This window comes from Embleya scabrispora DSM 41855 (assembly GCF_000372745.1).
GTDB classification, from domain to species: Bacteria; Actinomycetota; Actinomycetes; order Streptomycetales; family Streptomycetaceae; genus Embleya; species Embleya scabrispora.
Genome location: NZ_KB889737.1, coordinates 1 through 26,090, shown reverse-complemented (window position 1 = coordinate 26,090; position 26,090 = coordinate 1). Strand labels below are relative to the sequence as shown.

Sequence of the window (26,090 nt, the reverse complement as noted above, 5' to 3'; positions counted from 1 at the left end):
CCCCCCGGTGTGCCAGCCGGTGAAGCCTGTAAGGCCCGGTAAAGGCCCAGTAGGCCAAGTCGTTGCGACCCCCAGGGCACCCGAGCCCCAAGACGCCCCATAGACGCCCCATAGACGCCCAAGCCCCCAAGGCCCCCCCACACCCACCCACCCCCTACCGCCCCACCCCCGCCCTCCGCCCAGGATCCAGCGGCGGCCCCGTCACATCGCAACTCATCCGTACGCACGGCTTGGCGCACTCCGCCCCGGTCTCGGCCTCGGTCGGCGCGAGGGCCGTCGTCGAGATGGTGAACCAGGCCACCGCGGAGCCCATGGCCAACAGCCCCGCGCAGATCCACAGCGCGCGGTCGAAACCCGTGTCCACCACGCCCGGGTCCCGGTAGCCGTCGCCCGACAGCCCGACCAGTGCCGGGAGTCCGGCCACCGTGAGCAGACCCGCCGCCCGGGCCGCCGCGTTGTTGACGCCGCTGGCGATGCCCGCCCGGCTGACGTCCACCGAGGCCAGCACGGTCGCCGTCAGCGGCGCGACCAGGACGGCCAGGCCCAGCCCGAAGATCAGCACGCCGGGCAGCACATCGGTCGCATAGGGCGCGTCGGGGCCGATCCGCAACAGGGTGAGCAGCCCGCCCGCGCACACCAGGGGACCCACGGTCAGTTGCAGGCGCGGACCGATCCGCCGGGCCAGGTCGCCCGATCGGGCCGAGAGCAGCAGCATGACCATGGTGATCGGGAGCAGCGCCAGGCCCGCCTGTTGCGCCGAGTAGCCCGCCACCGTCTGGAGTTCGAGGACCAGCAGCAGCATGAACGCGCCCAGCGCGCCGTAGACGAACAGCGTCACGATGTTGACCGAGGTGAACAGCCGGACCCGGAAGATGTCCAGCGGCAACATCGGTTCGCGCGTGCGCTTCTCCACGAACACGAACGCCACCCCCGCCGCCACCCCGGCCGCGCCCGCGATCGCGGCCGGCACCGGGCTGGTCGGCGCCTCCACCAGCGCCCAGGTCACGCCCGCGAGCGCGAGCGCGGCCAGCGCCGCGCCGCTCACGTCGAAGCGGCCCCGGGGTTGCGGGTCGAAGGTCTCCGGGACGGTGCGCAGCGCGACCACGATGGTCACCGCCGCGAGCGGCAGGTTGATCAGGAAGACCCAGCGCCAGCTGACCGCGTCCACGAGCCAGCCGCCCAGGAACGGTCCGATCGCGCTCGCCACGCCGCCCAGACCGGACCATGTGCCCACCGCGCGGGCCCGATCGTCGGCGTGGAAGGTGGCCTGGATGATCGCCAGCGACCCGGGGGTGAGCAGCGCCCCGCCGATGCCCTGGAGCGCGCGGGCGGCGATCAACATCTGCACGTTGGGGGCGATCCCGCACAGCAGGGAGGCCACCGCGAACCACGCCACGCCGATCACGAACACCCGGCGGCGCCCGTATCGGTCGCCGAGCGCGCCACCGAGCAGGATCAGCCCGGCGAGCGTGAGGGTGTACGCGTTGACGGTCCACTGCAGTGCCGCGAGCGAGGTGTCGAAGGAGCGTCCGATGCTGGGCAGCGCGACGTTGACGACGGTCGAGTCGAGCATGGCCATGCCGGAGCCGAGCACGGTGGCCAGCAGGACCCACCGACCGGCCGGAGTCTTGGCGCGAATGCCCCCGGAGGGGAGGGAGACGGGCATTCGTGAATCATGCCCGGCCCGAGGGCCCCGAATTCGGCCCTGATCATTCGGCCGCACAAATCGAATCGATCACCGGCAAGCCACGAAATCGGATCGATCACCGCAAACCACGAAAAACGAAACGGGCTGGCCTCGACCCGAGACCTCCGCACCGACGACCCACCGGACCCTGCCCGCGAGCCCCGCCTACAGACCAACACGAGAGCCCCGTACGAGGACCCCACACGAGGACCCCACACGCGAGCCCTACCGCCAGGCCCCACCCTGTCGGGCCCCGCCCGCGAGCCCCACCGCCGAGCCCACCGCCAACCCCCGCTACCGCGCTATCCGCGGCGCCGGAATCGGCCGGATCAACCCGCGCTGGAGTTCCCGATCCGGGCCGGGCAGCACCGCCAGCGCGAAGATCATCAGCAGCACCGCCACCACGGCGTCCATCCAGTAGTGGTTCGCGGTCACCACGACCACCATCAGGGTGATCGCCGGATGCAGCCAGACCGCCCAGCTCGCCACCCGCCGACCGGTGCCGGCCGCGTGCCACACCGAGGCGACCCCGAGCGCGACCACCACCGCCCAGCCCACGTGCAACGACGGCATCGCGGCGAACTGGTTCGCGATCTTGGCCCCCGCGCCGGAGTACGGCGAGTCGCCCGCGTCCATGCCCGTGTCGGTGAAGCCCGGCATCTTCCGCGGCGGCGCCAGCGGAACCAGGATGTGGATGACCAACGCGGCGCCGGTCATCATCGCCAGGATGTTGCGGACCCACTTGTAGTGCTCGCGATGGCGGATCCACAACCACAGCAGGAACCCGACGGTGGCCGGGAAGTGCACATAGGCGTAGTACTTGTTGCAGAACGTCACGGCGGCGTGCGACTGCATGAACCAGTCCTGGATCGCCGCCTCGTCCGGCAGCCGCAGGTCCTTTTGCATGGTCAGCAGTTGCTTGGCGTTGGAGAACGCGGTGGAGGTCTCGCCCGAGGCCAGACCGCGTCCGAGCTTGTACACCCCGAACAGCAGCGCGACCAGGAACAGCTCGCGTGCCGCGTCCTTGAGGGTGCGCATTCGGCGGGCCTTGACCGCTGCCGGATCCGGCTCGGCCGGCTGTCCCCCGGCCGACTTGCCGGCCTCCGTCACCGAAGCCGCCTGCGTGGTTGCCGGCGCCTGCTCGCGCCGATCGACCTCGTGGGAGGGATCCTCCGTGACGTTGCGCCGCACCACGCCCCCCTGCTGTCGGTTGTATCGGTCGTGCCGTCGGTCGGCCGATGCGATCGGATCGGCCGCCACCCGGGTCGTGGACCACTCCCCGATCGCGCGCCCCGGGTCACGGGGTGCGGCGGACGGCGGCAACGCTTCAGCCAGGGTAGACGGATCAGGTTAGACCGATCCTCCCCCTGAGGTACCAATCGGGGCCGGCTCGCACGGGGTACCGGAGTCCCATGTCTCTCCTCTGGACGTCGTACTCGCCTCCCCGGTTCGAAGGAGCCTGACCAAGTCGCGCACGCGGCCCGCCGACGATACGTAGGCTGCGGGTATGACCGACCCGACGGGGGAAAAGCGGCTCGTACTCGTGGTCGAGGACGAGCCCATGATCGCCGACGCGGTGGCCGTCCGGTTGCGGGCGGAGGGCTTCGGCGCGATCATCGCGCCCGACGGCCCGGCGGCGCTGAGCACGGCCGCGACCACCCGACCCGACCTGGTCGTGCTCGACGTGATGCTGCCCGGCCTGGACGGCCTGGAGGTGTGCCGGCGGCTCCAGACCCTGCACCCGGGTCTGCCGGTGATCATGCTGACCGCACGCGACGACGAGACCGATCTGCTGGTCGGACTGGCCGTGGGCGCCGACGACTACATGACCAAGCCGTTCTCGATGCGCGAGTTGGTCGCCCGCGTGCACGTGCTGCTGCGCCGGATGGAGCGCGCCGAGGCGGCCGCCCGTGCCGTCTCCCCCGAGGCCGCGCTGCTCCTGGGCCGGTTGCGGATCGACCGCACCCAGCGCCGGGTCCGGCTCGGCGTGGACGAGGTGCACCTGACCCCGACCGAGTTCGACCTGCTGGTGTGCCTCGCGTCGCGCCCGCGCGCCGTGCTCTCGCGCGAGCAGTTGCTCGCCGAGGTGTGGGACTGGGTCGACGCCTCCGGCACCCGCACCGTGGACAGCCACGTCAAGGCGCTGCGGCGCAAACTCGGCGCCGAGTGGATCCGGACCGTGCACGGCGTGGGCTACGCGCTGGAGGCACCGTCCTGAACCTCGCCGACCCCCGCCCCGCACGACTGCGGCATCTGCGGCTGCGGCGCCTGCGGCCGAGCCGCGGCAACCCGCGCCCGCTCGATCGGCTGCGCTCGATCAAGGCCAAGCTCGGCGTGCTCGTGATCGCGTCCGTGTTCGTCTCGACGCTGTTGATCATCCTGGGGCTGCGGGCCGAGGTCCGGTTCCGGTACATGCTCGTGTTCACGTCGCTGGCGTGCCTGGCGGTCACCCTGGTGCTCGCGCACGGGATGACCTCGCCACTGCGCGAGATGACCACCGCCGCGCAGGCGATGGCCCGCGGCGACTACTCGCGCCGGGTACGCGCCACCTCGCGCGACGAGGTGGGTCGCCTCGCCGGCGCGTTCAACCGCATGGCCGCCGACCTGGAGGCGGTGGACCGCCATCGCCGCGAACTGGTCGCCAACGTCTCGCACGAACTGCGCACACCCATCTCCGCACTGCACGCCGTGCTGGAGAACCTCGTGGACGGCGTACAGAAACCCGACCCCGACACGCTGGGATTGGCGCTCAATCAGACCGCGCGACTGGGTCGACTCGTGTCACAACTTCTCGACCTTTCCCGATTGGATTCGGGGGCCGTACCGCTCCAGGCACGCGAGTTCGCGGTGCGTCCGTTCCTGACCGCGCTCACCGCCGAGACCGGGGCACTGAGCAGCGACGTCAGGTTTCGGGTCGACGTGCAGCCGGCCGATCTCACCGCGCTGGCCGATCCCGAGCGGCTGCATCAGGTTGTTACCAATTTGGTGGCCAACGCCTGCCGGCACAGTCCCTTGGGTGGCACCGTGAGTCTGCACGCACGACGCGACGAGGGCCCGGGCAGTCTGCGCCTGGAAGTCCAGGACGAGGGGCCCGGCATCCCGTACGGCGAGCGCGGTCGGGTCTTCGAGCGGTTCACCCGCGGCGGCGGGAGTTCGTCCACCGACGGGGGAACCGGACTGGGCCTCGCGATCGCGCGCTGGGCCGTGGATCTGCATGGGGGTGATATTTCCGTAGCCGAATCGAGCCATGGGTGCCGTATCCGAGTGATCTTGCCCGGTGACCCGGCGTAATCGGGTGATCGGTCACTTACTGCACGGGACGATCCCGACATGACGTTCCGTGACCACCAATACGGCGGGAAGCAACAAACGCGACTAAACGGTCAACCGTTTGTGATCTACGCGACGCGGAGGCCGAGGGGCCTGCGCGACACTGGTCAAAGGGCGTAGCCTTGTTTCCCGCTGTCCACCACCCCAGGAAGCGGAAGAGGGCGGTTGCCGCCGTGTCGTCACAGTCCCCTAGCAACCCGATGGCCAGCTTCGGCCCCAACGAGTGGCTCGTCGACGAGATTTACCAGCAATATTTGCAAGATCCCAACTCGGTGGATCGTGCTTGGTGGGACTTCTTCGCCGATTACAAGCCCAGCGAGCCGTCGACTCCGTCGACGTCCGCCGGTCCAGCCACCGTGGCAAGCCAGAGCGGCCCCACACCAGTGAGCAGTACCACGAACACCTCCGGAAACATCCCCGCGCCGCTCCCGGCGCAACCCCCCGTGACGGCGGCAGTGTCGTCGACCGCGACGGGGACGACGACTCCGGCCCCGGCCTCGAGCCACCCGATAATGACGACCGGTGTACAGGACGCGGCGCCTTCGCCCACTCCGGTCCCGGCCGGCACTCCGGCTCCGGCCCAGGCCGCGCCCGCCAAGGTCGCCACACCCACGCCCGCGCAGGCACCCGCCCCCAAGGCGGCCGCCGCGCCCGCGAAGAAGCAGCCCGCCGCATCCCCCGAGGCCGTCCAGCTCAAGGGCCCGGCGGCACGTGTCGCGATCAACATGGACTCGTCGCTCGCGATCCCCACCGCGACCAGCGTGCGGGCCGTGCCAGCCAAGCTGCTGATCGACAACCGGATCGTGATCAACAACCACCTCAAGCGTGCTCGCGGTGGCAAGGTCTCGTTCACCCACCTCATCGGCTACGCGCTGGTCCAGGCGGCCAAGTCGATGCCGTCGATGAACCACTCCTACGAGGAGCGCGAGGGCAAGCCGTTCCTGGTCAAGCCCGCGAACGTGAACCTCGGCCTGGCCATCGACCTGACGAAGGCCAACGGTGACCGCCAGCTCGTGGTGGCGGCCATCAAGAAGGCCGACGAGATGGACTTCTTCGCCTTCTGGCAGGCCTACGAGGACATCGTCCGACGAGCCCGCTCGAACAAGCTCACGGTGGACGACTTCGCCGGGGTGACGATCTCGCTGACCAACCCGGGCGGCATCGGTACCGTGCACTCGGTGCCGCGTCTGATGCCCGGCCAGGGCACGATCGTCGGCGTGGGCGCGATGGACTACCCGGCGGAGTTCGCGGGGGCGTCCGCGGACACCCTGTCCCGCCTCGCGGTCAGCAAGACACTCACGCTGACCAGCACGTATGACCACCGCATCATCCAGGGCGCCCAGTCGGGCGAGTTCCTGCGCCGGATGAACCAGCTGCTGCTCGGCGAAGACTGCTTCTTCGAGGAGATCTTCCGTTCGCTGCGCATCCCGTACGAGCCCGTGCGCTGGGTGCAGGACATCTCCGCGACGCACGAGGACGACGTCAACAAGACGGCACGTGTGCAGGAGCTGATCCACTCCTACCGGGTCCGCGGTCACCTGATGGCCGACACCGACCCGCTGGAGTACAAGCAGCGCCGGCACCCGGACCTCGACGTGGTCGAGCACGGGCTGACGCTGTGGGACCTCGAGCGCGAGTTCGCCGTCGGCGGCTTCGCCGGCCAGGCGCTGATGACCCTGCGCGACGTGCTCGGCGTACTGCGGGACACCTACTGCCGCACCGTCGGCATCGAGTACATGCACATCCAGGACCCGGACCAGCGCCGCTGGATCCAGGAGCGGGTGGAGGTGCCGCACGCCAAGCCGGACCGCGAGGACCAGCTGCGCATCCTGCGCCGGCTGAACGCGGCCGAGGCGTTCGAGACCTTCCTGGCCACCAAGTACGTCGGCCAGAAGCGCTTCTCGCTCGAAGGCGGCGAGACCACCATCCCGCTGCTCGACGCGATCATCTCGGCCGCCGCCGAGGACGGTCTCGACGAGGTCGCGATCGGCATGGCGCACCGCGGCCGGCTGAACGTGCTGACCAACATCGTCGGCAAGTCCTACGCGCAGGTCTTCCGCGAGTTCGAGGGCAACATCGACCCCAAGTCGATGCACGGCTCCGGCGACGTGAAGTACCACCTCGGCGCCGAGGGCACGTTCTCCTCCGAGGACGGCGCGCAGGTCAAGGTCTCCCTGGTGGCGAACCCCTCGCACCTGGAGGCGGTCGACCCGGTCCTGGAAGGCGTCGTGCGCGCCAAGCAGGACATCATCGACATGGAGGGCGCCGACTTCCCGGTGCTGCCCCTCCTGCTGCACGGCGACGCCGCGTTCGCGGGCCAGGGCGTGGTCGCCGAAACGCTCAACATGTCGCAGCTGCGCGGCTATCGCACCGGCGGCACGATCCATGTGGTGATCAACAACCAGGTGGGCTTCACCGCCTCCCCGGCCGCGTCCCGCTCGTCCATCTACGCGACCGACGTCGCGCGGATGATCGAGGCGCCGATCTTCCACGTCAACGGTGACGACCCCGAGCAGTGCGTGCGGATCGCGCAGCTCGCGTTCGAATACCGGCAGACGTTCCACAAGGACGTGGTGATCGACCTCATCTGCTACCGGCGCCGGGGTCACAACGAGGCCGACAACCCGTCCTTCACGCAGCCGCTGATGTACGACCTGATCGACAAGAAGCGCTCGGTGCGCAAGCTCTACACCGAGGCCCTGATCGGTCGTGGCGACATCACCGTCGAAGAGGCCGAGCAGGCGCTCAAGGACTACCAGGACCAGTTGGAGAAGGTCTTCTCCGAGGTCCGGCAGGCCACCGCGCCCCAGGCTCCGCAGGCGACCCCGGCCGCACCCGCGGCGGACATCGCGTTCCCGCGGATCGACCCGACCGGCATCGCGCACGAGACGGTCAAGCGGATCGTCGAGTCGCAGGTCTCGCTGCCCGAGGACTTCGCCGTGCACCCGCGCCTGCAGCCGCAGTTGCAGCGCCGCGCGGCGATGGTCGAGGACGGCACGATCGACTGGGCGATGGGCGAGACGCTCGCGTTCGGTTCGCTGCTGATGGAGGGCCGCCCGGTGCGGCTCGCCGGTCAGGACAGCCGACGCGGCACCTTCGGCCAGCGGCACTCGGTCCTGGTGGACCGCACCTCGGGAGCCGAGTACACCCCGCTCGCGAACCTGTCCGACGACCAGGCCAAGTTCACCGTGTACGACTCGCTGCTCAGCGAGTTCGCCGCGATGGGCTTCGAGTACGGGTACTCGCTGGCCCGGCCGCAGTCGCTGGTGTTGTGGGAGGCGCAGTTCGGCGACTTCGCCAACGGCGCGCAGTCGATCATGGACGAGTTCATCTCCTCCGCCGAGCAGAAGTGGCACCAGCACTCCGGTGTGGTCCTGCTGCTTCCGCACGGCTACGAGGGCCAGGGCCCGGACCACTCGTCCGCACGCATCGAGCGTTACCTCCAGATGTGCGCGCAGAACAACATGACGGTGGCCGCGCCGACCCTGCCCAGCAACTACTTCCACCTGTTGCGCTGGCAGGCGCTCAACCCGCACCACAAGCCGCTGGTGGTGTTCACCCCGAAGTCGATGCTGCGTCTGAAGGCCGCCGCGTCGAAGATCGAGGAGTTCACCAGCGGGCGGTTCCGGCCGGTGATCGGGGACACCACGGTGGACCCGAGCAAGGTCAAGCGGGTGGTCATGTCCTCCGGCAAGTTCCACTACGACCTGGCCGCCGGACGGGCCAAGTCGGGCCGCGACGACGTCGCCCTGGTGCGCGTGGAGCGGCTCTACCCGCTGCCGGTGGCCGAGCTCAAGGCGGAGCTGGAGCGGTACGGTCTGGACCGCTACGGCAAGGACCTGGAGCTGGTCTGGGCCCAGGAGGAGCCGACCAACCAGGGTGCGTGGCCGTTCATCGCACTCAACCTGGTCGAGTACGGCCTGCCGGCACCGCGTCGGATCGCCCGCCCGTCGTCCTCGTCGCCCGCGGTCGGTTCGGCCAAGCGGCACGAGGCCGAGCAGCAGGGGCTGGTCGAGGAAGCGATGAGCTGATCCGCTTTCGCTGAACCACCGACTCCGCCCCGGCCCGCGTACGATGCGCGCCGGGGCGGAGTCGCGTGCACCCGGGTGCCGCGCACCCTCACACACACCGGAGTCGGAGAGCATGTATTTCACGGACCGTGGCATCGAGGAGCTGGAGAAGCGACGCGGCGAGGAGGAGGTGTCCCTGGCCTGGCTCGCCGAGCAGCTGCGCACGTTCGTGGACCTGAACCCCGAGTTCGAGACCCCCGTCGAACGACTCGCGACCTGGCTCGCGCGACTGGACGACGACGAGGACGACGAGTAGCCGAGCAGCCGCACGCCGAGCGCGGGCCGACTCCCGGCCCGCGCGACTCGTCCGGGCCCGTGCGGCGGGTCCCGGCGGGGTTCAGGCGCCGGTGGTGCGTCGAAGCGTGCGGGTGTGCCACAGGGCCCAGCAAACGCCGTACAGCACCAGCCCGACCGCCAGGCCGCGGCCGAATCCGGTCGCCGCGTCGAAGCCGAGCACCTCGAAGGCCGGCACCCGCCCGTCCGGGAACGGCAGCAGCGCCCGCGCCGCGCCGACCATCCCGACCAGCACCAGCGCGCCCAGCACCGCCCAGCGCCCCGCGACGGGCATCCGCAGGCCGGTGATCGGCCGCACCGGCAGCCGGCCGATCCAGCGCCACGTCCACACCGCGCCCGCGGTCAACCCGACCACGGTGCTGATGTGCTGGAGCAGTACGTAGCCCGGCCGCAGGCCGAAGAACTCCCGGCGCAGCTCGGGCATCACGTGCGCGACCCCCGGGTCGTCGTGGTGCGTCCAGGCGTCCCAGCCGATGTGCGTGAGGCCGCCCAGGACCGCCGAGACCACGAACCACACGCAGACCGCGACGCTCTCCCGCAGGAACGGCCGACGGGCCCGCGCGTCGGCATACAGCCGACCCGGCAGGCGTGGCCGCAGCGGCTCCTCCAGCGCGCCGCGAATCCGGTCCGGGACCAGCACGAGCAGCGGTCTCGCGAGCAGGTGGAAGGCGAGCACGAGCAGCACGGTGAGCGCGATGTTCAGGCCCAGGACGCCCGGCCAGAGCTCGTGGGTGGCCTGCCGGTCGGCGCGCATCGGCAAGAAGTCCAGGGGCACGAACAGGATGACATCCGGCGCCATCGAGCCGAAGGCCAGCGCGGACGCGATCAGCGGGCCGTGCCGGCCCGCCCCGTCCCCGGCCGTGGTTCCGGTACGGGTGGCGCCCTGCAGCGGCAGCACCGCCGCGATGTGGCTGAGCGTGAATGGCATGCGTGGCGCCCCCGGTGATGGTGCCGTCGGCGCGCGTGCCCGCTCGCGCGCACGCGCGTCACGGGCACGACGCGCGGATGAGCGAAGTCCCTCGGCATCGAGAAACGTCGAAACCAGACCCGATGGTTCCCTTGACGTTCGGCAGACGCGATATATCGTGAATGACAGAGCTTCGCGATATATCGCGTTCGGCACTCCGACCCGAAGGGGAGGGTCCATGTCCCAATGGATGATCGACGCACCACGAGACCTCACGCTCGACTCCGTCCGCGTGCTCCGCGTGCGCACGATCGGCGGACTGGTCGACGTGGTCGGCACCGACGGGCCGCCGCGTCTGGAGGTGCACGCGGTCGAGGGGCCGCCGCTCCAGGTGACGCACGACGAGGTGAGCGGCGAACTGGTCGTCTCGTACCCGGACCTGACCGGGAAGCACCTGATGAGCTGGTTCCAGAACGCCCGCCGGCGGGCCGACTTCAAGACCTTCGTGGCGGACGGGCGGGCGCTCGGCCGGCGGCAGGCCGAGGTCTCGCTGGCCGTGCCGTGGGACTGCACGGTGGAGATCGGCGTGGTGTCCGCACACGCGACCGTCTCCGGCATGCACGGCGACACCACCGTGCGCAGCATCGGCGGCGACGTGACCCTGGTCGGCCTGACCGGCACGGTGGACGCGAACACCGTCTCCGGCTCGGTGGACGCCGAGTCGATGGCCGGCGACCTGGGCGTGGTCACCGTGGCCGGTTCGCTCACCGTGATCGAGGGCACCGGCGGTCGGGTCCGGGCCAACTCGGTGTCCGGCTCGATGACTTTGGATCTGGACGCGGTCGGCCGCAGCCACGTGCAACTGAGCACCGTCTCCGGCGAGCTGACGGTACGTCTGCCGCACCAGGGCGACATGCACGTGGACGTGCGCAGCGCGGCCGGCTCGGTGGACTCGGTGTTCGACGAGCTGACCACGAGCGCCAAGTTCGGTGCCAGCCACGTGAGCGGCAAGCTCGGCGAGGGCTCGGGACGGCTGCGGATCAATTCGGTATCGGGCGACGTGACGCTGCTGCGTCGCGCCCCGGAGGGAAAGGTGATCGCATGACCCCGGTCTTCGGTCACGGCCGCCTGCGGCTGTACCTGCTCAAGCTGCTCGACGAGAGCCCCCGGCACGGCTACGAGGTCATCCGACTGCTCCAGGACCGCTTCCTGGGCCTGTACGCCCCCTCGGCGGGGACGGTCTACCCGCGCCTGGCCAAGCTGGAGCAGGAGGGCCTGGTCGAGCACGATGTCGAGGGCGGCCGGAAGGTCTACCGGATCACCGCCGCCGGGCGGGCCGAACTGGCGGCACGGCAGGATGAGTTGGCCCAACTGGAGGCGCAGATCCGGGAATCGGTCTACGAGCGGGCCCGGGAGATCCGGGACGAGGTGCGCAGCTCGGCGCAGAACCTGCGGGAGGAACTGGGCCGCGCCGCCCGCGAGGTGCGGCAGGCGCCCCGCGCCTCGACCGGCGAACGTCCCGGGCCCGAGGGGAAACGGCGCCCGACGCCGGACGGTTGGGAGCCGATCTTCTCGCAGAGGATGGCCGACCTCGCCGAGGGCCTGGCACACAACCTGGTCGACCTGGCCGGCAAACCCGGCCTGCAGGACCTGGAGCGCGAACTACGCCGCCGATTCGGCGCCACGCCCCCCGAGCCCACCACGGCCCGCGCCCGAGCAACCGACGCCTGGGCCAAGGAGACCGACCCCCCGAGCCGCCCCACCGACTCCTTCGACCTCGACACCATCCTCGACACGATCCGCACCGAAATAGCCCCCTTGGCCCACCGAGCCGGCATCACCACCGACCAATTCGACCAAGCCCGCCACATCGTGACCACGGCAATAAACGACCTCCGAGCCCTCTTCACCGAAACCCCCCCAACCTGACCCACCCCTCCAGCCCGGCCGGCGTTGTCGACGCCGAACAGCCCGGCCGGGGCATGAGGCCACTCAGCCCGGCCGGCGCTTGAGGCGAAGAAGCCCGGCCGGCGCTTGAGGCCAACCCCCTAACCCCGAAGGTGCAACCCCGCCACCACCACGCGCCCAACCGCCAACTGCCGCGCCGACACCGACTCGACCCGCCCACTCCGCCCCACGACAACCCTCGGATACACCGGCGGCAACACCACCGCGTCGCGAGCGACGATCTCCCCCGCCACGCGCGTGAGCGTCGCCCGCCGAGCCGTGTCCGCCGTCCCCCGCGCCTGCTCGACCAGCCGGTCCAGCTCCGGGTTCGCGTATCCCGTGTTGTCCGCGCTCGTCGACACCGCCGGGGACAACACCGCGAACCCCGTCCGCCCAACCGCGTACCCCGACTCGCGCAGATCCACCAGCGCCGCGTCGAAGTCCCCGGTCCGCCGCCGCGCCGCCCACGTCGCCCAGTCCACGTTCTCGACCGTGACGGTGAACCCGACCCGGTTCCATCCCTCGGCCAACACCCGTGCCACGTCCGGCACTTCCGCCCGGTTCCCGCCCACCGCAAGCAGCGTGAACCGCACGCCCGGCGGCACCGGCACCGGCGCCTCGCCGAACATCGCGGTGACCCGCTCCGGCTCCACCGTCGGCCCCGCGGTCGCACTCGGACTCGGCTTGGGGGACGTGGTCGGCGAAACCCCCCGACCGTAGGGGGTGTACTCCGGGTCCCACCCCTCGTTGCCCGGCCCCAGCGGCCCCTGCCCGATCACCGCGTCGCCCCGGTACACGTCCTGCGACACCCGGGTCCGATCCATCCCGTACGCCAGGGCCCGCCGCACCGCGACGTTGTCGAACGGCGGCCGGCGCAGGTTCGGCAGCACCACCAGGTCCGCCGGCCCGCTCGCGGTCTGCACGTACGTGTCGTCGCCCTTGCGCAACCGCCGCACCTGATCGGGCGTGGGCCGCGGATACACCGCCGCCCGGTGCGCCTTCAGCTCGGCCACGCCGTCCGCGACGGCACGGAACTCGATGCCCTCCAGCGGCACGGCCTTGCCCCGATGGTCCGGATCGCGCCGCAGCACGACCACTCCCGCGGCCGTGCTCGCGAGCCGGAACGGCCCGGTGCCGACCAGGGCCCGAGGGTCACCCAGCGTCGCCCGATGCGGGATCGGCAGGCAGGCCAGGAAGGCCCGCAGCGCACCGAAGGGCCTGGGCAGCCCGATCCGTACCGTCTGCGCGTCCGGCGCCTCGATCGCGCCGAACCGCCCCGCCAGCCACGGCGCCCAATCCCCCGCCGTCGCCGGGTCGTTGACCCGGCGCAGGCAGTCGACCACGTGCTCCGCGGTGAACGGGTCCCCGCCGTGGAAGCGCACTCCCGCGCGCAGCCGGATGGTCCAGCTCAGCCCGTCCGGCGCGATCTGCGGATCGGCCCCGGCCAGCACCGGCCCGATCGTGGTGTCGTCCCGGTAGGTGTACAGCGCCTCGACCACGGGATCCGCGATCCACCGCACCGACTCGGCCGTGGAGTGCACGGGGTTGAGTACATCGGGCAGCCTCGGCAGGCCCACGGCGAGTGTGCCGCCCGTGCGCAGTTCGTTGTCGGAGCACGCGGCGAGCAGGCCGCCGGAGGCCGCGACCACTCCCGTACCGGCCCCGAGGGCGAGTACGCGGCGACGGGACAACGGCATCCGGCGGTCCTTCCGAGACGACCCGGGCAAGTCCGGACCGGCGTGTGTCGATCAGGCGGTGAAGACGATCTTGCCGAACAGCTCGCCCTCGGCCAACCGACGGAAACCCTCGCGTGCCTCGGTCAGCGGCAGCACGGTGTCGATCACCGGCCGCACCCCGCCGTGCGCGCACAACCGCAGCAGGCCCGCCAGCTCGTCCTTGTCGCCCATCGTGGAGCCGACCACGCGCAGTTCCTGGAAGAAGATCCGGGTCAGTTCGGCGGCCTTGGGGCGGTCGCCGGAGGTGGCGCCGGAGATCACGATCGTGCCGCCGGGCTTGAGGCTCTTGACCGAGTGGGACCAAGTCGCGGCACCGACGGTCTCCATCACCGCGTCCACCCGTTCGGGCAGCCGCGCGCCGGAGGCGAACGCCGCGTCGGCGCCGAGTTCGATCGCGCGGGCACCCTTGGCCTCGTCCCGGCTGGTCACCCACATCCGGTAGCCCGCCGCCTTGCCGAGCACCACCAGCGCGGTGGCCACCCCGCCGCCGGCGCCCTGGACGAGCACCGTACCGCCGGGGCGCACACCCGAGTTGGTGAACAACATCCGGTACGCGGTCAGCCAGGCGGTGGGCAGGCAGCAGGCCTGCTCGAAGGACAGCTCGGCGGGCTTGGGCAACAGGTTCCAGCGCGGTACCGCGACCTTCTCGGCGAACGTGCCGTCGTAGCGTTCGGTCAGGATCGACCGGGGCTCGTCGGTGCCGAGGCCGCCGATCACCGAGTGCACGACGACCTCGTTGCCGTCCTCGTCGATCCCGGCCGCATCGCAGCCCAGGATCATCGGCAGCCGATCCTCGGCGATGCCCACGCCCTTGAGGGTCCACAGGTCGTGATGGTTGAGCGACGCGGCCTTGACGGTCACGGTCGTCCACCCCGGTGGCAGGCCACCGTCGTGCCCCGGCTCGGGGCGTTCCCCGAGGCGGAGGCCGGTCAGCGGGTCCTGGGCGTCGATGCTCACGGCGGTCACGGCAAACATGGAAGGCACCCTACTGACGACGTGTGCGGCCCGCCCGGTCGGGCGGGCCGCACACGTCCACGGGTCGCCGTGGACGCGCATCGATCGTCGGACGGTCGGCGAGGAGCCGTCGGACGATCACCGATCCACGGGCCGCGGCTCAGATGCGTGCGACGCCGTCCCGGCGCGCGGCCTCGGCCACGGCCTTGGTCACCGCCGGCGCCACCCGCTCGTCGAACGGCGAGGGGATCACCTTGTCCGGCGCGAGCTCGTCGGCGACGACCGCGGCCAGCGCCTCGGCGGCGGCCACCTTCATCCCCTCGGTGATCCGCTTGGCGCGCACGGACAGGGCACCGGCGAACACGCCCGGGAAGGCGAGCACGTTGTTGATCTGGTTCGGATAGTCGCTGCGCCCGGTGGCCACCACGGCCGCGTACTTGTGCGCGAGCTCCGGGTCGATCTCCGGGTTCGGGTTGGCCATCGCGAAGATGATCGCCTCGGGCGCCATGGTCGCCACGACCTCCTCGGGCACCTTGCCCGCAGACACCCCGAGGAAGACGTCGGCGCCGTTCATGGCCTCCTCGATGCCGCCCTTGAGCTTGGCCTTGTTGGTCAGCTCGGCGATCATCCGCTTGATCGGCGTGAGGTCGTCCCGGCCCTCGTGCACGATGCCGCGGCTGTCCACCACGCACAGGTCGCCGATACCCGCCTCGATCAGGATCTTGGCGATCGCGATGCCGGCCGCGCCCGCACCGGAGATGACCGCGCGCAGGTCGGCGAGCCGGCGCCCGGTCACCGTCGCCGCGTTGCGCAGCGCGGCCAGCGCGACGATCGCGGTGCCGTGCTGGTCGTCGTGGAAGACCGGGATGCTCAGCCGCTCCTGGAGCCGACGCTCCACCTCGAAGCAGCGCGGGGCGCTGATGTCCTCCAGGTTGATGCCGCCGAAGGAGGGCGCGAGCCGGGCGATGGTGTCCACCAGCTCGTCCACGTCGGTGCAGGTGAGAGCCAGCGGCACGGCGTCGATGCCGGCGAACTCCTTGAACAGGATCGCCTTGCCCTCCATCACCGGCAGGGACGCGGCGGGCCCGATGTCGCCCAGGCCGAGCACGGCGGTGCCGTCGGTGATCACCGCGACCGTGTTGGCCACCCACGTGTAGTCGTGGACGAGTTCCGGGTTCTCGGCGATGGCAGTGCACACCCGCGCCACGCCGGGCGTGTACGCGAGGGACAGGTCGTCCCGGTTGCGCACCGGGACGGTCGAGCGAACTTCCATTTTCCCGCCCCGGTGCAGAGCGAAGACCGGATCGAGTTCGTCCGTCGCCGTGCTGTCCGTCGGGATGATCTCCGCTGCCACAGTGACCCCTTTGTCGACATTGTCAGTAGAAGTGCAGCTCTCGAAGCGCGATCGCAGGCTGCATGCCTCAGCGATATCGGCGCTTCGTGCAGCGCACATGATCCGGCTGAGGTTACGGGGGTCACCCGTGACGCCGATTTTGGCACACCCCCCGAATGGGGGTGCGTCGGGGCGATGAACCGATTACCACCTTTTTGTGATGGCGCGCCAGACCCCTTCTCGCAACTGGCCCAGACGGTAGCGCCACGCGCAGTAGGCTGACAGTAACCGCCGCCACATCCGGCCCCGCCGAGCCGTGCGAAACGCGGACGCGAAGGCACGGGGAAAGCATCCCGCCCGAGGTCGGGCCGGCGACCGCGACCGAAGGGCAGTCGTTGGATCTCACCTCCTACGCCGAGCACGCGGTCCACCTGGTCAACACCGAGCAGCAGGCGCGCGGCGCGGACCTGCTGCGCTCACCCGAGGACGTACTCGCGCTGATCGCACCCGTTCGGCGCATCCCGCCCCGGGTGACGGACGCCGACGTGACCCGGCTGCGCTCGGTGCGCACCCGCCTGCGGGCGGTCTTCACGGACGCCGCGGCGGGCCGCGAGGCGGACGCCGTCGCCACCCTCAACGGCCTGCTCGCCGAATTTCCCGTACACCCGCGGCTGACCGGCCACGACGCGAGCCCATGGCATCTGCACCTGGCGGGCGACGCGGTGGGCGCGGCCGAGGGCTTCGCCGCGATAGCCGGCATGGGCCTGGCCGTCCAGGTGACCGCACACGGCATCGACCGCCTGGGCGTGTGCCAGGCGTCGCCGTGCCGGAACGTCTTCCTGGACATGTCCGCAAATCGCTCCCGCCGGCACTGCTCGGATCGCTGCACCTCGCGCGCGAACGTGGCGCTGCATCGGGCCCGACGCCGGGCCCGGGACTCGGAAACCGGACGACATACCTGACATTTGCGGGTTGGCGGGTGCCGGACTGTGGCACATGTACATGGACGGCGCGATCTCGCGGTGCGAAATTACCGGAGTCCGGTACACTACGTACTCGTCAAATCACATATCGTGACGTACCGTTCGAGTAGACAGCCGCCTCGTTCGTTCCCGCACCCGTTCCCGCATCGGTGACGACAGTTGTCGGCCGGCGCGGTAGCGTCGCTGGCGTTCCCCCCGACATCGGTGGTGACCGCCCGGCGGCGGCCACCCACAGCAGCACCTTGGAGGTGAGGGTGTCCCAGCGATCCGCACACACGGCGGACGAAGCCGGCACCGGACAGCGTGACTTCGTCGAGGTCCGACTGCCTGCCGAAGGTGCCTATCTCTCCGTCCTGCGCACCGCGACGGCGGGCCTCGCGGCCCGGCTCGACTTCACCCTGGACGAGATCGAAGACCTGCGCATCGCGGTCGACGAGGCGTGCGCGATGCTGCTCGACCAGGCGGTGGCCGGCGGAGTCCTCTCCTGCGTGTTCAACCTGGTGGGCGACGCGCTGCACGTCACCGTGTCCGCGCCGACCACGGACGGCCGAACACCCGCGCGCGACACGTTCGCCTGGACCGTCCTGTCGGCGCTGGCCGGCGAGGTGGACGCGACGGTGAACGAGGACAAGGTGGTCAGCATCAGCCTGCACAAGAAGCGCGGTGGCGGGCCGGAGCAGACGTGAGCAGTGGTGTTGAAGGCGCGGCCAACGAACCGCAGCCGAGCGCGGCCTCACCCGACGAGGCCGCCGGGCGCGGCCGAGGGGAGGGTGAGGGCATGGTGAGCGACGCGAGCATGACGATGGACGGTGGCGTCGAGGCGACCGGGCCGGACGGGCCGGCACAACCTGCCGGAACCGCCGGGGGCACGGGACCGGCGGTGCCGAACCGGCGACGCGCCGGTTCCGAACGCCACGCCCACGACCGGGAGATCGCGCGCGGCCTGTTCGCGCAGCTCGCGATGCTCGAATCCGATCCGCCCGCGCGGGCCGCGGTGCGCGATCGGCTGGTGGAGATGCATCTGCCGTTGGTCGAGCACCTCGCCCGCCGGTTCCGCAATCGCGGCGAGCCGTTGGACGACCTGATCCAGGTCGCCACCATCGGCCTGATCAAGTCGGTGGACCGGTTCGACTCGGATCGTGGGGTCGAGTTCTCGACCTACGCGACGCCGACCATCGTGGGCGAGATCAAGCGGCACTTTCGGGACAAGGGCTGGGCGGTGCGGGTGCCGCGCCGACTCCAGGAACTGCGCCTCGCGCTGACCTCGGCCACCGCCGAGCTCTCCCAGCGCAACGGCCGCTCTCCCACCGTCGCCGAACTCGCCGTGCAACTGGGGATCTCCGAGGAGGAGGTACTCGAAGGGCTCGAATCGGCCAACGCCTACAGCACGCTCTCGCTGGACGTACCGGACACCGACGACGACTCCCCGGCCGTCGCCGACACCCTGGGCGCCGAGGACGACGCGCTCGAAGGCGTCGAATATCGCGAATCACTCAAGCCGCTCCTGGAGCAGCTGCCGCCGCGCGAGAAGAAGATCCTGCTGTTGCGCTTCTTCGGCAACATGACGCAGTCCCAGATCGCGCAGGAGGTCGGCATCTCGCAGATGCACGTCTCGCGACTGCTCGCGCGCACCCTCGCGCAGCTGCGCGAGCGGCTGCTCGTCGAGGAGTAGCACCCGCGGCCACGACGGCGGCCCCGGACCGGGTTGGGTCCGGGGCCGCCGTCGTTTCGGGCCGCTGTCGTTTCGGGCCGCTGTCGTTTCGGTGCTTCTCGGACGCCGCCGGGGGTGCGGGCGGCGCGGGCGGCTCAGGCCCCGCGGGCCTGGTGGCGCGCTTCGAGTGCGTTGTACATGCCGGGTGTCGCGAGGGCGCCGATGGTGGCCACGCCCGCGATCATGGTCAGGATGCCGATCGCCGGCTGATCGGCCTTGATCAGGTACCACCCCATGCCGACCACGATCAGGTTGGCGGTGATCGCCGGCGATCGGCTCCAGCGCCGGCCACGCAGCATGCCCACGAAGGCGGCGACTATCCCGGCGGCCAGGATCAGCAGGTAGACACCGATCGCGACGCCCTCCGACGCGTTGGTCGGATGGCCGAACTCGCTGCGGAAGGTCAGATAAAGGGAGTATCCGAGGAGTGCGAACGCCTCGACACCGACCACCGCGGTGCAGATGCGCCAGGTGAGGGGGAGGGCCCCGGCGGGGCCCGACTGGTCCTGGGCGGAAGGGCTCTCGGTCACCCCACGACTGTAACCGGGGTTCGCACCCGGACGATTCATGGGAGCACTACCGGCCGGTAGGTACGCTGGTGGACATGCGTGCCCTCCTCGTCGTGAACCCCAAGGCCACGACCACCAGCGAGCGAACCCGGGACGTCCTGGCCCACGCGCTCGCCGGCGACCTCAAGCTCGACGTGGTCGCCACCGAGCACCGGGGCCACGCCGCGGAGTTGGCCCGACAGGCCACGGACGACGGCCTCGACCTGGTGATCGCCCTGGGCGGCGACGGCACGGTCAACGAGGTGGCCAACGGCCTGCTCGCCGCCGGCCCGGCGCCGTCACTGCCGGCGGTGGCGGTGGTACCGGGCGGCAGCACCAACGTGTTCGCCCGCTCGCTGGGGATGCCCAACGACCCGGTCGAGGCGACCGGCCTGCTGCTGGAGGCGCTGCGCGCGGGTCGCAGTCGGGAGATCGGCCTGGGCCTGGCCGACGAGCGCTGGTTCCTGTTCTGCGCCGGCCTCGGCTTCGACGCGGAGGTGATCGGCCGGGTGGAGGAGCGTCGGGCCGGCGGCCGGCGCGCGACGCCCGGGCTGTACGTACGCTCCGCGGTGCGCCGGTTCTACGGCGGGCGGGACACCCGCAGGCACGGGCCGCTGACGCTGGAGGTGCCCGGCGCGGAGCCGATCGAGGGAATCCGTCTGGGGATAGTGCAGAACACGGTGCCATGGACGTTTTTGCGCAACCGGCCGGTGAATCCGTGCCCACAAGCGTCATATGACACCGGATTGGACCTCTTCGCGCTCACCCGGATGTCAACACTGCCCACATTGCGCCATCTGGCCCGAATGCTCGGCTCCACGGGTAATGCTCCACATGGGCGTCACGTCGTGTCCCTGCACGACTGCGATGCGTTCACTCTTCGGACTGAAGAACCTGTTTCCCTTCAGGTCGATGGGGACCATCTGGGAGAACATCGGAGTGTGACCTTCCGGGGGGTTCCCCGTGCACTGCGTGTGATTGTGTGAGTGGAAGGGCCGTTTGGCCTTTCACTCGAACGCAAATACCGGGTTCACCCCTTCGATGTAGTGGTGTGACCTAGTCGACACCGATGATTTAAAAAATCCTGGCCCAAGGGGGTTGTATCGGCGGCCGAGGTTTGTAAGGCTCTACGAGGCGGCAGGGACGTGGCCGAAAGGTCATCTTCACCGCCCGAATCCACTGCCAAACCTGGGGACCGACTTCGTCGGCCCCTTGCTTGTCGGGGGGTTCGTGAAAGCGTTCACATTCACAAGCCACAGCGGGGCCGGAAGCCCCCGCTGACCCACGAGGAGTTGGACCGCATGGACTGGCGCCACGTTGCTGCCTGCCGTGACGAAGACCCGGAGCTGTTCTTCCCGATCGGCAACACCGGTCCCGCTCTGCTTCAGATCGAGGAGGCGAAGGCGGTCTGCCGCCGTTGCCCCGTGATGGAGCAGTGCCTGGGCTGGGCTCTCGAGTCCGGTCAGGACGCGGGTGTGTGGGGCGGTCTGAGCGAGGACGAGCGTCGCGCTCTCAAGCGCCGCGCCGCCCGCAACCGCGCACGCGCCTCCGCCTGATCAGTACGACAGGCTGAACACTCCGGGGACTTGATCACCGGAAACACCAAAGTTTCGCCAGCAGTTGCCCCGCCAGGGTCCGGTCGGACCAGGGCGGGGCAACTGCTTTTCCAGGTACGGACGTTTCCGGGCGCCGGCGGATTCGGGCGATCCGCCGAATGCGGCCGGGCTCAGCGGCGCTGACGGATTTGCAGGTCCAGCGTGACGATCGTGCCGCCGGCCGGATTGGGCACCATGTCGAAACGGCCCGCGAGTTCGCTGCCGACCAGGGTGCGCACGATCTGCAGGCCGAGGTTGCCGGAGACCTGTGGATCGAAGTCGGCCGGCAGCCCGATCCCGTCGTCGGTGACGGTGATCAGCAGGCGTTCCGCGCGACGTTCGGCGTACACCTCCAAGGTGCCGGACCGGTCGGTGTAGCCGGGGTCCTCGAACGCGTGCTCCAGGGCGTTTTGCAACAACTCGGTCAACACCATCGCCAGCGGCGTCGCGGTCTCCGCGATCAGTTCGCCGAAGTTCCCGTGCCGAGCGGTGCGCACCCGCACCGAGGACGCGGCGACCTCGGTGACCATGGACAACACCCGGTCGGCGATCTCGTCGAAGTCCACCCGCTCGTCCAGCGTCTGGGACAACGTCTCGTGCACGATCGCGATCGAGCCGACCCGGCGGACCGCCTCCTCCAGCGCGGCCCGGGCCTGCGGCGCGTCCATCCGCCTGGCCTGTAGGCGCAGCAGCGCGGCCACCGTCTGCAGGTTGTTCTTCACCCGGTGGTGGATCTCCCGGATGGTGGCGTCCTTGGTGATCAGCTCACGCTCGCGCCGGCGCAGCTCGGTCACATCACGCAGGAGCATGATCGCGCCGATCCGCTGCCCGCGCGGCTTGAGCGGAATCGCGCGCAGTTGGACCACCGCGGCGGGTGTCTCCACCTCGGTCTCGCGCGGGGCCCAGCCGCTGGCGACCGCGGAGATGGCCTCGTCCACCGGCCCCTCGTGCGGCGCGAGCTCGGCGGTGATCCGGCCGAGGTGGCAGCCGACCAGGTCGGTGGTCAGGCCGAGGCGGTGGTAGGCGGAGAGCGCGTTCGGGCTGGCGTACTGCACGATGCCGTCCGCGTCGAGCCGGATCAGGCCGTCGCCCACGCGTGGCGACGCGTCCATGTCGAGCAGTTCGCCGGCGTGCGGAAACGTCCCTGCTGCGATCATCTGCGCGAGGTCCGCGGCGCTTTGGAGGTAGGTCAATTCCAGCCGGCTCGGCGTGCGCGCGGTGAGCAGGTTGGTGTTGCGCGCGATCACGCCGATCACCCGGCCCTCCCGGGAAACCGGGATCGCCTCCACCCGCACCGGTACGTCGTCGCGCCACTCCGGATCGCCCTCGCGCACGATCCGGCCCTCGTCCAGCGCCGCGTCCAGCATCGGCCGCCGCCCGCGCGGGACGAAGTCACCCACCAGGTCGTCCTGGTGCGAGGTGGCGCCGGTGTTCGGCCGCATCTGGGCGACCGCGACGTACTGCCCGTCGCCGGTGGGCACCCACAACACCAGGTCGGCGAAGGACAGGTCCGCGAGCAGTTGCCACTCGGACACCAGCAGGTGCAGCCACTCCAGGTCGGCGGGGGGCAGCGCGCCGTGGCGGCGGACGAGATCGTTCATGGAGGGCACACGCGCAGCGTACTTTCCGTCCCGCCTGCGATCCTGGCCACCCCACTTCGCCGCACCTGTGAGGTATCGATGTCCACCGAATCGCCCACACCCCGGCAGCCGCTCGGCGGCGGCGGTCACCCGCTCGACTGGCTGGACATCCGCGCGAAGCAGCGGGTCGAGGCGGGTCTGCGCCGCCGGCTGCGGCCGCGCGAGGCGACGGCGAGCGGGTTGGATCTGGCCGGAAACGACTACCTGGGCCTGTCCCGCGACGAACGGGTGGTCGAGGCGACCGTCCGCGCGGTGCGCACGTGGGGCGGCGGGTCGACCGGGTCGCGGCTGGTGACCGGGTCCACCGCGCTGCACGCCGAGTTGGAGACGGAGCTCGCCGACCACATGGGCGCCGAGGCTGCGCTGGTGTTCTCCTCCGGATACCTGGCCAACCTCGGCGTGATCGCCGGCTTGGTCGGCAAGGGTGGCCTGGTCGTCTCGGACGCGATCAACCACGCGTCGATCGTGGACGCGTGCCGGCTGTCCCGGGCCCGCGTCGCGATCACCGGGCACCGGGACGTGAGGGCGGTGGCCCGGGTGCTCGCGGAACGGGGCGAGGAACGCGCCCTGGTGGTCGTGGACGCGGTTTTCTCGGTGGATGGGGACATCGCCCCACTCGCCGAGCTTGCGGCCGTCACACGGCGATATGGCGCCGTCCTGCTCGTGGACGAGGCGCACGGGCTCGGCGTGGTGGGCTCGGGCGGCCGGGGCGCGGTACACGCGGCCGGGCTCGCGGGGGCCGACGACGTGGTGCTGACCGCGACGCTGTCCAAGGCGCTGGGATCCCAGGGCGGCGCGGTGCTCGGGCCCGCCCGGGTGATCGAGCATCTGGTCGACGCGGCACGGCCCTTCATCTTCGACACGGGGTTGGCGCCGGCGTGCGTGGCGGCGGCGCTGGAGGCGTTGCGGATCCTGCGCGCGCAGCCGGGGCTGGCCGACGCGGTACGGGCGAACGCGCGCGCTCTGTCGACGGGCGCACGCGAGGCGGGTCTGCGGGTGACCGAACCCGAGGGCGCGGTGGCGTCGGTGCTCATCGGCGAGGCGCAACTCGCCTTCGACACGGCGGCGCGCTGCGCGGAGGCCGGCGTCCTGGTCGGCTGCTTCCGACCGCCGTCGGTGCCGGACGGCATCTCCCGCCTGCGACTGGCCGCGCGCGCGGATCTGACGGCGGCCGACGTGTCGCGGGCGCTGTCGGTGCTGCGGGGGGCTATTGCGTGAGGGCGGGGGCGGGGCGGGGGTGGGGGTGGGGTTTCGGGTTGGGGGTGGGCTTCGGGGCTGAGGGGTGGGTTCTGGGCTGGGGGGTGGGCTTCCGGGCTGTGGGGCGCGGGCTTTTGAGCCGCGGATCGGGGCTTTTCGCGCGCGCGGGTTGGCGGTTACTGGGGGGTGGGCGGGCGGCTTCTTGGTGGGGGCGCGAGCTTCCGGGTTGCGGTTCGCGTGCTTTTGGTGCGGGGTGTGCTTTTGGTGCGGAGCGCGTTTTGGCCCGGAGCGCGTTTTGGCCCGGAGAGCGCTTCTGACCCGATAGTGACCGGTATACGTGGCATGTCCCTCGACATTGGTCTAGACAACTAGGATTGGTCTGAACCAAAATGGGCGACGGCCTCCCGGCCCGCACCGGGAGGCCGCCGAACGTTCGGCCGCGTAGCGGTCCCGCAGGGAAGGAAGGCACGCGTGGCCGGCATTGGGGCACCTCGCGTGCTTGTGGACGGGACGCTCGTCGGCCCGGCCGAGGTGGGTGTGGAGCAGGGCCGGATCACCGGCGTGACCGAGGGCCCCGGCGGGCCCGACGGCATCCGACTGCCGCACGGCGTGCTCACCCCGGGCCTGATCGACATCCAGCTCAACGGCGCGTTCGGGCACGACTTCGTGGCCGCCGACGCGACCGCGTGGCGAGAGGTCGCCGCGAAACTCCCGGCGACCGGGGTCACCGCGTTCTGCCCGACCTTCATCACCGGCGACCTGGACACGCTCACCGCGGCGCTCGTGCGTGCCGCCGAACTGCGCGCCAAGTTCGCCCAGGAGCCCATCGCGCGCGACCTGGGTGTGCACTTGGAGGGGCCGTTCCTGTCCCCGGCCCGGGTCGGTACCCACCCGCCGCAGTACCTGCGCGAGCCCACCCCCGAACTGGTCGACCGCCTGCTCCTGGACGACTCGGTCCGGGAGGCGCTGACCCTGATCACCCTGGCGCCGGAACTCCCCGGTGCGCTCGAGGCCATTCGGCGCATCGTCGCCACGGGGATCCGAGTCTCGGCCGGACACACCGACGCGACCGCCGCCGAGATGTCCGCCGCCGCGGACGCGGGCGCGACCATGGTCACCCACCTGTTCAACGCGCAACGCGGCCTGGGCCACCGCGAACCGGGCGTGGTCGGCGCGGCCTTGAGCGATCCGCGGCTGACCCCCGGCCTGATCGCGGACCTGCACCACGTGGTGGGTCCGGTCTGCTCGCTGGTCCTGCGCGTCGCCGGCGAGCGCACCGCGCTGGTCACCGACGCGATGGCCGCCGCGGGCATGCCCCCGGGCCGCTACCGGCTCGGCGACGTCGACGTGACCCTGGTCGAGGGCGACGTCCCGCGCAACCCCGACGGCACGATCGCCGGCTCCGCGCTGACCCTGGACCTCGCCGTCCGCAACCTGATCGGCCTGGGCAACCCCCCGGCCCGCGTCCTCACCAGCGCCTCCCGCGTCCCCGCCGACGCCCTCGGCCGCACCGACCTGGGCCGCCTCGCCCCGGGCGCCGCCGCCGACCTGGTGTGGTGGAGCGACGACTGGCAGGTCCTCAAGACCTGGGTCGGCGGCGTGGTGGCGTACGAAGCGCACATCTGACCACTACCGCCACACTCTCGCGGAACAAGCCGCGGCGTGCGCAGGCCCTCCCGGGGCAGCCGCAGGACATGAACACGACTGCCAAGGCACTGCCCTATCGCCCGATCGGCCTACTCGCCGGCATCGGCGCGGGCCTGCTCGCCGGGAAGCTCGTCGACCAGGCATGGACAACCCTCACCGGCCGGGACGACGCACCCGACGCCTGGGAACGCGACCGGGGTTGGACCGAGATCCTCCTCGCCGCCGCGATCGAGGGCGCGATCTTCGCCGTCACCCGCACCGCAGTCGAACGAGCAAGCGCCATCGGCGTCGAGCACGCCACGGGGTCTTGGCCGGGGGCGTGACGGCAGCGGGGCGGTAGCGGGGTCGCGTGGCAGGGCGAGACCGACCTACCTGGGCCGCGAGCATGGGGAGCGGAGGCGGCCCGGGGCGCGGGCGCAGCGAGGCGGGCACGGGCCGGGGCGCGGGCGCAACGAGGCGGGCGCGGCCCGGGGCGCCGGTGCAACGAGGCGGGCGCGGCCCGGGGCGCCGG

22 protein-coding genes are annotated in these 26,090 nt (G+C 71.0%); 14 read left to right on the top strand and 8 right to left on the bottom strand.

The features are described from left to right. Positions 1-154: 154 nt before the first annotated feature. Positions 155-1,666 (bottom strand): MFS transporter, encoded by a 1,512-nt coding sequence (locus A3IC_RS0149140; RefSeq protein WP_020557406.1) that lies wholly within the window; start codon positions 1,664-1,666, stop codon positions 155-157. Positions 1,667-1,981: 315 nt separating this feature from the next. Next, positions 1,982-2,878: a phosphatase PAP2 family protein gene (locus tag A3IC_RS61055; RefSeq protein ID WP_158696416.1), complete on the bottom strand. Its 897-nt coding sequence runs from the start codon at positions 2,876-2,878 to the stop codon at positions 1,982-1,984. Between the two features lie 316 nt (positions 2,879-3,194). Between A3IC_RS61055 and A3IC_RS0149130 the strand changes: the two genes are divergently transcribed. The 4 genes from A3IC_RS0149130 to A3IC_RS61050 all read left to right on the top strand — a co-directional run bounded on the left by A3IC_RS0149130 (position 3,195) and on the right by A3IC_RS61050 (position 9,343). Next, on the top strand, positions 3,195-3,905 hold the full coding sequence (locus A3IC_RS0149130; protein WP_020557404.1) for a response regulator transcription factor: 711 nt from the start codon (positions 3,195-3,197) through the stop codon (positions 3,903-3,905). Next, complete coding sequence (locus tag A3IC_RS0149125) at positions 3,854-4,978, top strand: HAMP domain-containing sensor histidine kinase (RefSeq protein WP_020557403.1); 1,125 nt, start codon at positions 3,854-3,856, stop codon at positions 4,976-4,978. Before A3IC_RS0149130 ends, A3IC_RS0149125 begins: the two co-directional genes overlap by 52 nt. A gap of 239 nt (positions 4,979-5,217) precedes the next feature. Next, the gene (locus A3IC_RS0149115; RefSeq protein WP_040878776.1) at positions 5,218-9,048 is read left to right on the top strand and encodes a multifunctional oxoglutarate decarboxylase/oxoglutarate dehydrogenase thiamine pyrophosphate-binding subunit/dihydrolipoyllysine-residue succinyltransferase subunit; all 3,831 of its coding nucleotides are present in this window, start codon (positions 5,218-5,220) and stop codon (positions 9,046-9,048) included. A 112-nt stretch (positions 9,049-9,160) separates the two neighbouring features. Beyond that, positions 9,161-9,343, top strand: a complete 183-nt coding sequence (locus tag A3IC_RS61050) for a DUF6104 family protein (RefSeq protein WP_020557400.1) — start codon at positions 9,161-9,163, stop codon at positions 9,341-9,343. Positions 9,344-9,424: 81 nt separating this feature from the next. On the opposite strand, the gene A3IC_RS0149105 is transcribed toward A3IC_RS61050, so the two are convergent. Then, positions 9,425-10,309 carry a DUF4184 family protein gene (locus A3IC_RS0149105; RefSeq protein ID WP_020557399.1) on the bottom strand — a complete coding sequence of 295 codons (885 nt, stop codon included), beginning with the start codon at positions 10,307-10,309 and terminating at the stop codon, positions 9,425-9,427. A 217-nt stretch (positions 10,310-10,526) separates the two neighbouring features. Here A3IC_RS0149105 and A3IC_RS0149100 point away from each other — a divergent pair, with 217 nt between their 5' ends. Together A3IC_RS0149100 and A3IC_RS69550 are read left to right on the top strand one after the other, a co-directional pair. Then, positions 10,527-11,393 (top strand): DUF4097 family beta strand repeat-containing protein, encoded by an 867-nt coding sequence (locus A3IC_RS0149100; RefSeq protein WP_026219644.1) that lies wholly within the window; start codon positions 10,527-10,529, stop codon positions 11,391-11,393. Next, positions 11,390-12,217 (top strand): PadR family transcriptional regulator, encoded by an 828-nt coding sequence (locus A3IC_RS69550; protein ID WP_020557397.1) that lies wholly within the window; start codon positions 11,390-11,392, stop codon positions 12,215-12,217. Before A3IC_RS0149100 ends, A3IC_RS69550 begins: the two co-directional genes overlap by 4 nt. A gap of 119 nt (positions 12,218-12,336) precedes the next feature. On the opposite strand, the gene A3IC_RS0149090 is transcribed toward A3IC_RS69550, so the two are convergent. The 3 genes from A3IC_RS0149090 to A3IC_RS0149080 all read right to left on the bottom strand — a co-directional run bounded on the left by A3IC_RS0149090 (position 12,337) and on the right by A3IC_RS0149080 (position 16,279). Further along, positions 12,337-13,932 (bottom strand): ABC transporter substrate-binding protein, encoded by a 1,596-nt coding sequence (locus tag A3IC_RS0149090; protein WP_020557396.1) that lies wholly within the window; start codon positions 13,930-13,932, stop codon positions 12,337-12,339. Between the two features lie 51 nt (positions 13,933-13,983). Further along, positions 13,984-14,946, bottom strand: a complete 963-nt coding sequence (locus tag A3IC_RS0149085) for a zinc-binding dehydrogenase (protein WP_026219643.1) — start codon at positions 14,944-14,946, stop codon at positions 13,984-13,986. Between the two features lie 139 nt (positions 14,947-15,085). Next, positions 15,086-16,279 carry an NAD(P)-dependent malic enzyme gene (locus A3IC_RS0149080; RefSeq protein ID WP_020557394.1) on the bottom strand — a complete coding sequence of 398 codons (1,194 nt, stop codon included), beginning with the start codon at positions 16,277-16,279 and terminating at the stop codon, positions 15,086-15,088. Positions 16,280-16,653: 374 nt separating this feature from the next. On the opposite strand from A3IC_RS0149080, the gene A3IC_RS61040 reads away from it, so the two are divergent. From A3IC_RS61040 to A3IC_RS0149065, 3 genes are all read left to right on the top strand, one after another. Beyond that, positions 16,654-17,220: a CGNR zinc finger domain-containing protein gene (locus A3IC_RS61040; protein ID WP_020557393.1), complete on the top strand. Its 567-nt coding sequence runs from the start codon at positions 16,654-16,656 to the stop codon at positions 17,218-17,220. Between the two features lie 263 nt (positions 17,221-17,483). Further along, positions 17,484-17,927: an ATP-binding protein gene (locus A3IC_RS0149070; RefSeq protein ID WP_205354640.1), complete on the top strand. Its 444-nt coding sequence runs from the start codon at positions 17,484-17,486 to the stop codon at positions 17,925-17,927. Beyond that, positions 17,816-18,913: an RNA polymerase sigma factor SigF gene (locus tag A3IC_RS0149065; RefSeq protein ID WP_079027196.1), complete on the top strand. Its 1,098-nt coding sequence runs from the start codon at positions 17,816-17,818 to the stop codon at positions 18,911-18,913. The genes A3IC_RS0149070 and A3IC_RS0149065 overlap by 112 nt, the downstream gene beginning before the upstream one ends. Positions 18,914-19,047: 134 nt before the next feature. Here A3IC_RS0149065 and A3IC_RS63695 read toward each other — a convergent pair whose 3' ends face one another. After that, positions 19,048-19,482, bottom strand: coding sequence for a hypothetical protein (locus A3IC_RS63695; protein WP_020557390.1), 435 nt, complete (start codon positions 19,480-19,482; stop codon positions 19,048-19,050). A 74-nt stretch (positions 19,483-19,556) separates the two neighbouring features. On the opposite strand from A3IC_RS63695, the gene A3IC_RS0149055 reads away from it, so the two are divergent. Both A3IC_RS0149055 and A3IC_RS0149050 read left to right on the top strand, forming a co-directional pair. Then, positions 19,557-20,486, top strand: a complete 930-nt coding sequence (locus A3IC_RS0149055; protein ID WP_026219642.1) for a diacylglycerol/lipid kinase family protein — start codon at positions 19,557-19,559, stop codon at positions 20,484-20,486. Between the two features lie 315 nt (positions 20,487-20,801). After that, complete coding sequence (locus A3IC_RS0149050) at positions 20,802-21,056, top strand: WhiB family transcriptional regulator (protein ID WP_020557388.1); 255 nt, start codon at positions 20,802-20,804, stop codon at positions 21,054-21,056. Between the two features lie 170 nt (positions 21,057-21,226). Here A3IC_RS0149050 and A3IC_RS0149045 read toward each other — a convergent pair whose 3' ends face one another. Continuing rightward, positions 21,227-22,696 carry a sensor histidine kinase gene (locus A3IC_RS0149045; protein WP_020557387.1) on the bottom strand — a complete coding sequence of 490 codons (1,470 nt, stop codon included), beginning with the start codon at positions 22,694-22,696 and terminating at the stop codon, positions 21,227-21,229. 78 nt (positions 22,697-22,774) lie between these two features. On the opposite strand from A3IC_RS0149045, the gene A3IC_RS0149040 reads away from it, so the two are divergent. The 3 genes from A3IC_RS0149040 to A3IC_RS0149030 all read left to right on the top strand — a co-directional run bounded on the left by A3IC_RS0149040 (position 22,775) and on the right by A3IC_RS0149030 (position 25,902). Next, on the top strand, positions 22,775-23,953 hold the full coding sequence (locus A3IC_RS0149040) for an 8-amino-7-oxononanoate synthase (protein WP_020557386.1): 1,179 nt from the start codon (positions 22,775-22,777) through the stop codon (positions 23,951-23,953). A gap of 450 nt (positions 23,954-24,403) precedes the next feature. Further along, a complete protein-coding gene (gene nagA, locus A3IC_RS0149035; RefSeq protein ID WP_106669248.1) occupies positions 24,404-25,558 on the top strand; it encodes an N-acetylglucosamine-6-phosphate deacetylase in 1,155 nt (384 codons plus the stop codon). A gap of 68 nt (positions 25,559-25,626) precedes the next feature. Further along, complete coding sequence (locus tag A3IC_RS0149030) at positions 25,627-25,902, top strand: DUF4235 domain-containing protein (protein ID WP_020557384.1); 276 nt, start codon at positions 25,627-25,629, stop codon at positions 25,900-25,902. The last annotated feature ends 188 nt before the right edge of the window (positions 25,903-26,090 follow it).

Bases quoted from the DNA above. Each gene is read 5' to 3' on its own strand.
- A3IC_RS0149130 (WP_020557404.1), top strand. From the start codon at position 3,195: ATGACCGACCCGACGGGGGAAAAGCGGCTCGTACTCGTGGTCGAGGAC.
- A3IC_RS0149050 (WP_020557388.1), top strand. From the start codon at position 20,802: ATGGACTGGCGCCACGTTGCTGCCTGCCGTGACGAAGACCCGGAGCTG.
- A3IC_RS0149090 (WP_020557396.1), bottom strand. From the start codon at position 13,932: ATGCCGTTGTCCCGTCGCCGCGTACTCGCCCTCGGGGCCGGTACGGGA.
- A3IC_RS0149105 (WP_020557399.1), bottom strand. From the start codon at position 10,309: ATGCCATTCACGCTCAGCCACATCGCGGCGGTGCTGCCGCTGCAGGGC.
- A3IC_RS0149055 (WP_026219642.1), top strand. From the start codon at position 19,557: ATGCGTGCCCTCCTCGTCGTGAACCCCAAGGCCACGACCACCAGCGAG.
- A3IC_RS0149085 (WP_026219643.1), bottom strand. From the start codon at position 14,946: ATGTTTGCCGTGACCGCCGTGAGCATCGACGCCCAGGACCCGCTGACC.
- A3IC_RS0149140 (WP_020557406.1), bottom strand. From the start codon at position 1,666: ATGCCCGTCTCCCTCCCCTCCGGGGGCATTCGCGCCAAGACTCCGGCC.
- A3IC_RS0149030 (WP_020557384.1), top strand. From the start codon at position 25,627: ATGAACACGACTGCCAAGGCACTGCCCTATCGCCCGATCGGCCTACTC.
- A3IC_RS0149040 (WP_020557386.1), top strand. From the start codon at position 22,775: ATGTCCACCGAATCGCCCACACCCCGGCAGCCGCTCGGCGGCGGCGGT.
- A3IC_RS0149115 (WP_040878776.1), top strand. From the start codon at position 5,218: ATGGCCAGCTTCGGCCCCAACGAGTGGCTCGTCGACGAGATTTACCAG.
- A3IC_RS61050 (WP_020557400.1), top strand. From the start codon at position 9,161: ATGTATTTCACGGACCGTGGCATCGAGGAGCTGGAGAAGCGACGCGGC.
- A3IC_RS0149045 (WP_020557387.1), bottom strand. From the start codon at position 22,696: ATGAACGATCTCGTCCGCCGCCACGGCGCGCTGCCCCCCGCCGACCTG.
- A3IC_RS69550 (WP_020557397.1), top strand. From the start codon at position 11,390: ATGACCCCGGTCTTCGGTCACGGCCGCCTGCGGCTGTACCTGCTCAAG.
- A3IC_RS0149100 (WP_026219644.1), top strand. From the start codon at position 10,527: ATGTCCCAATGGATGATCGACGCACCACGAGACCTCACGCTCGACTCC.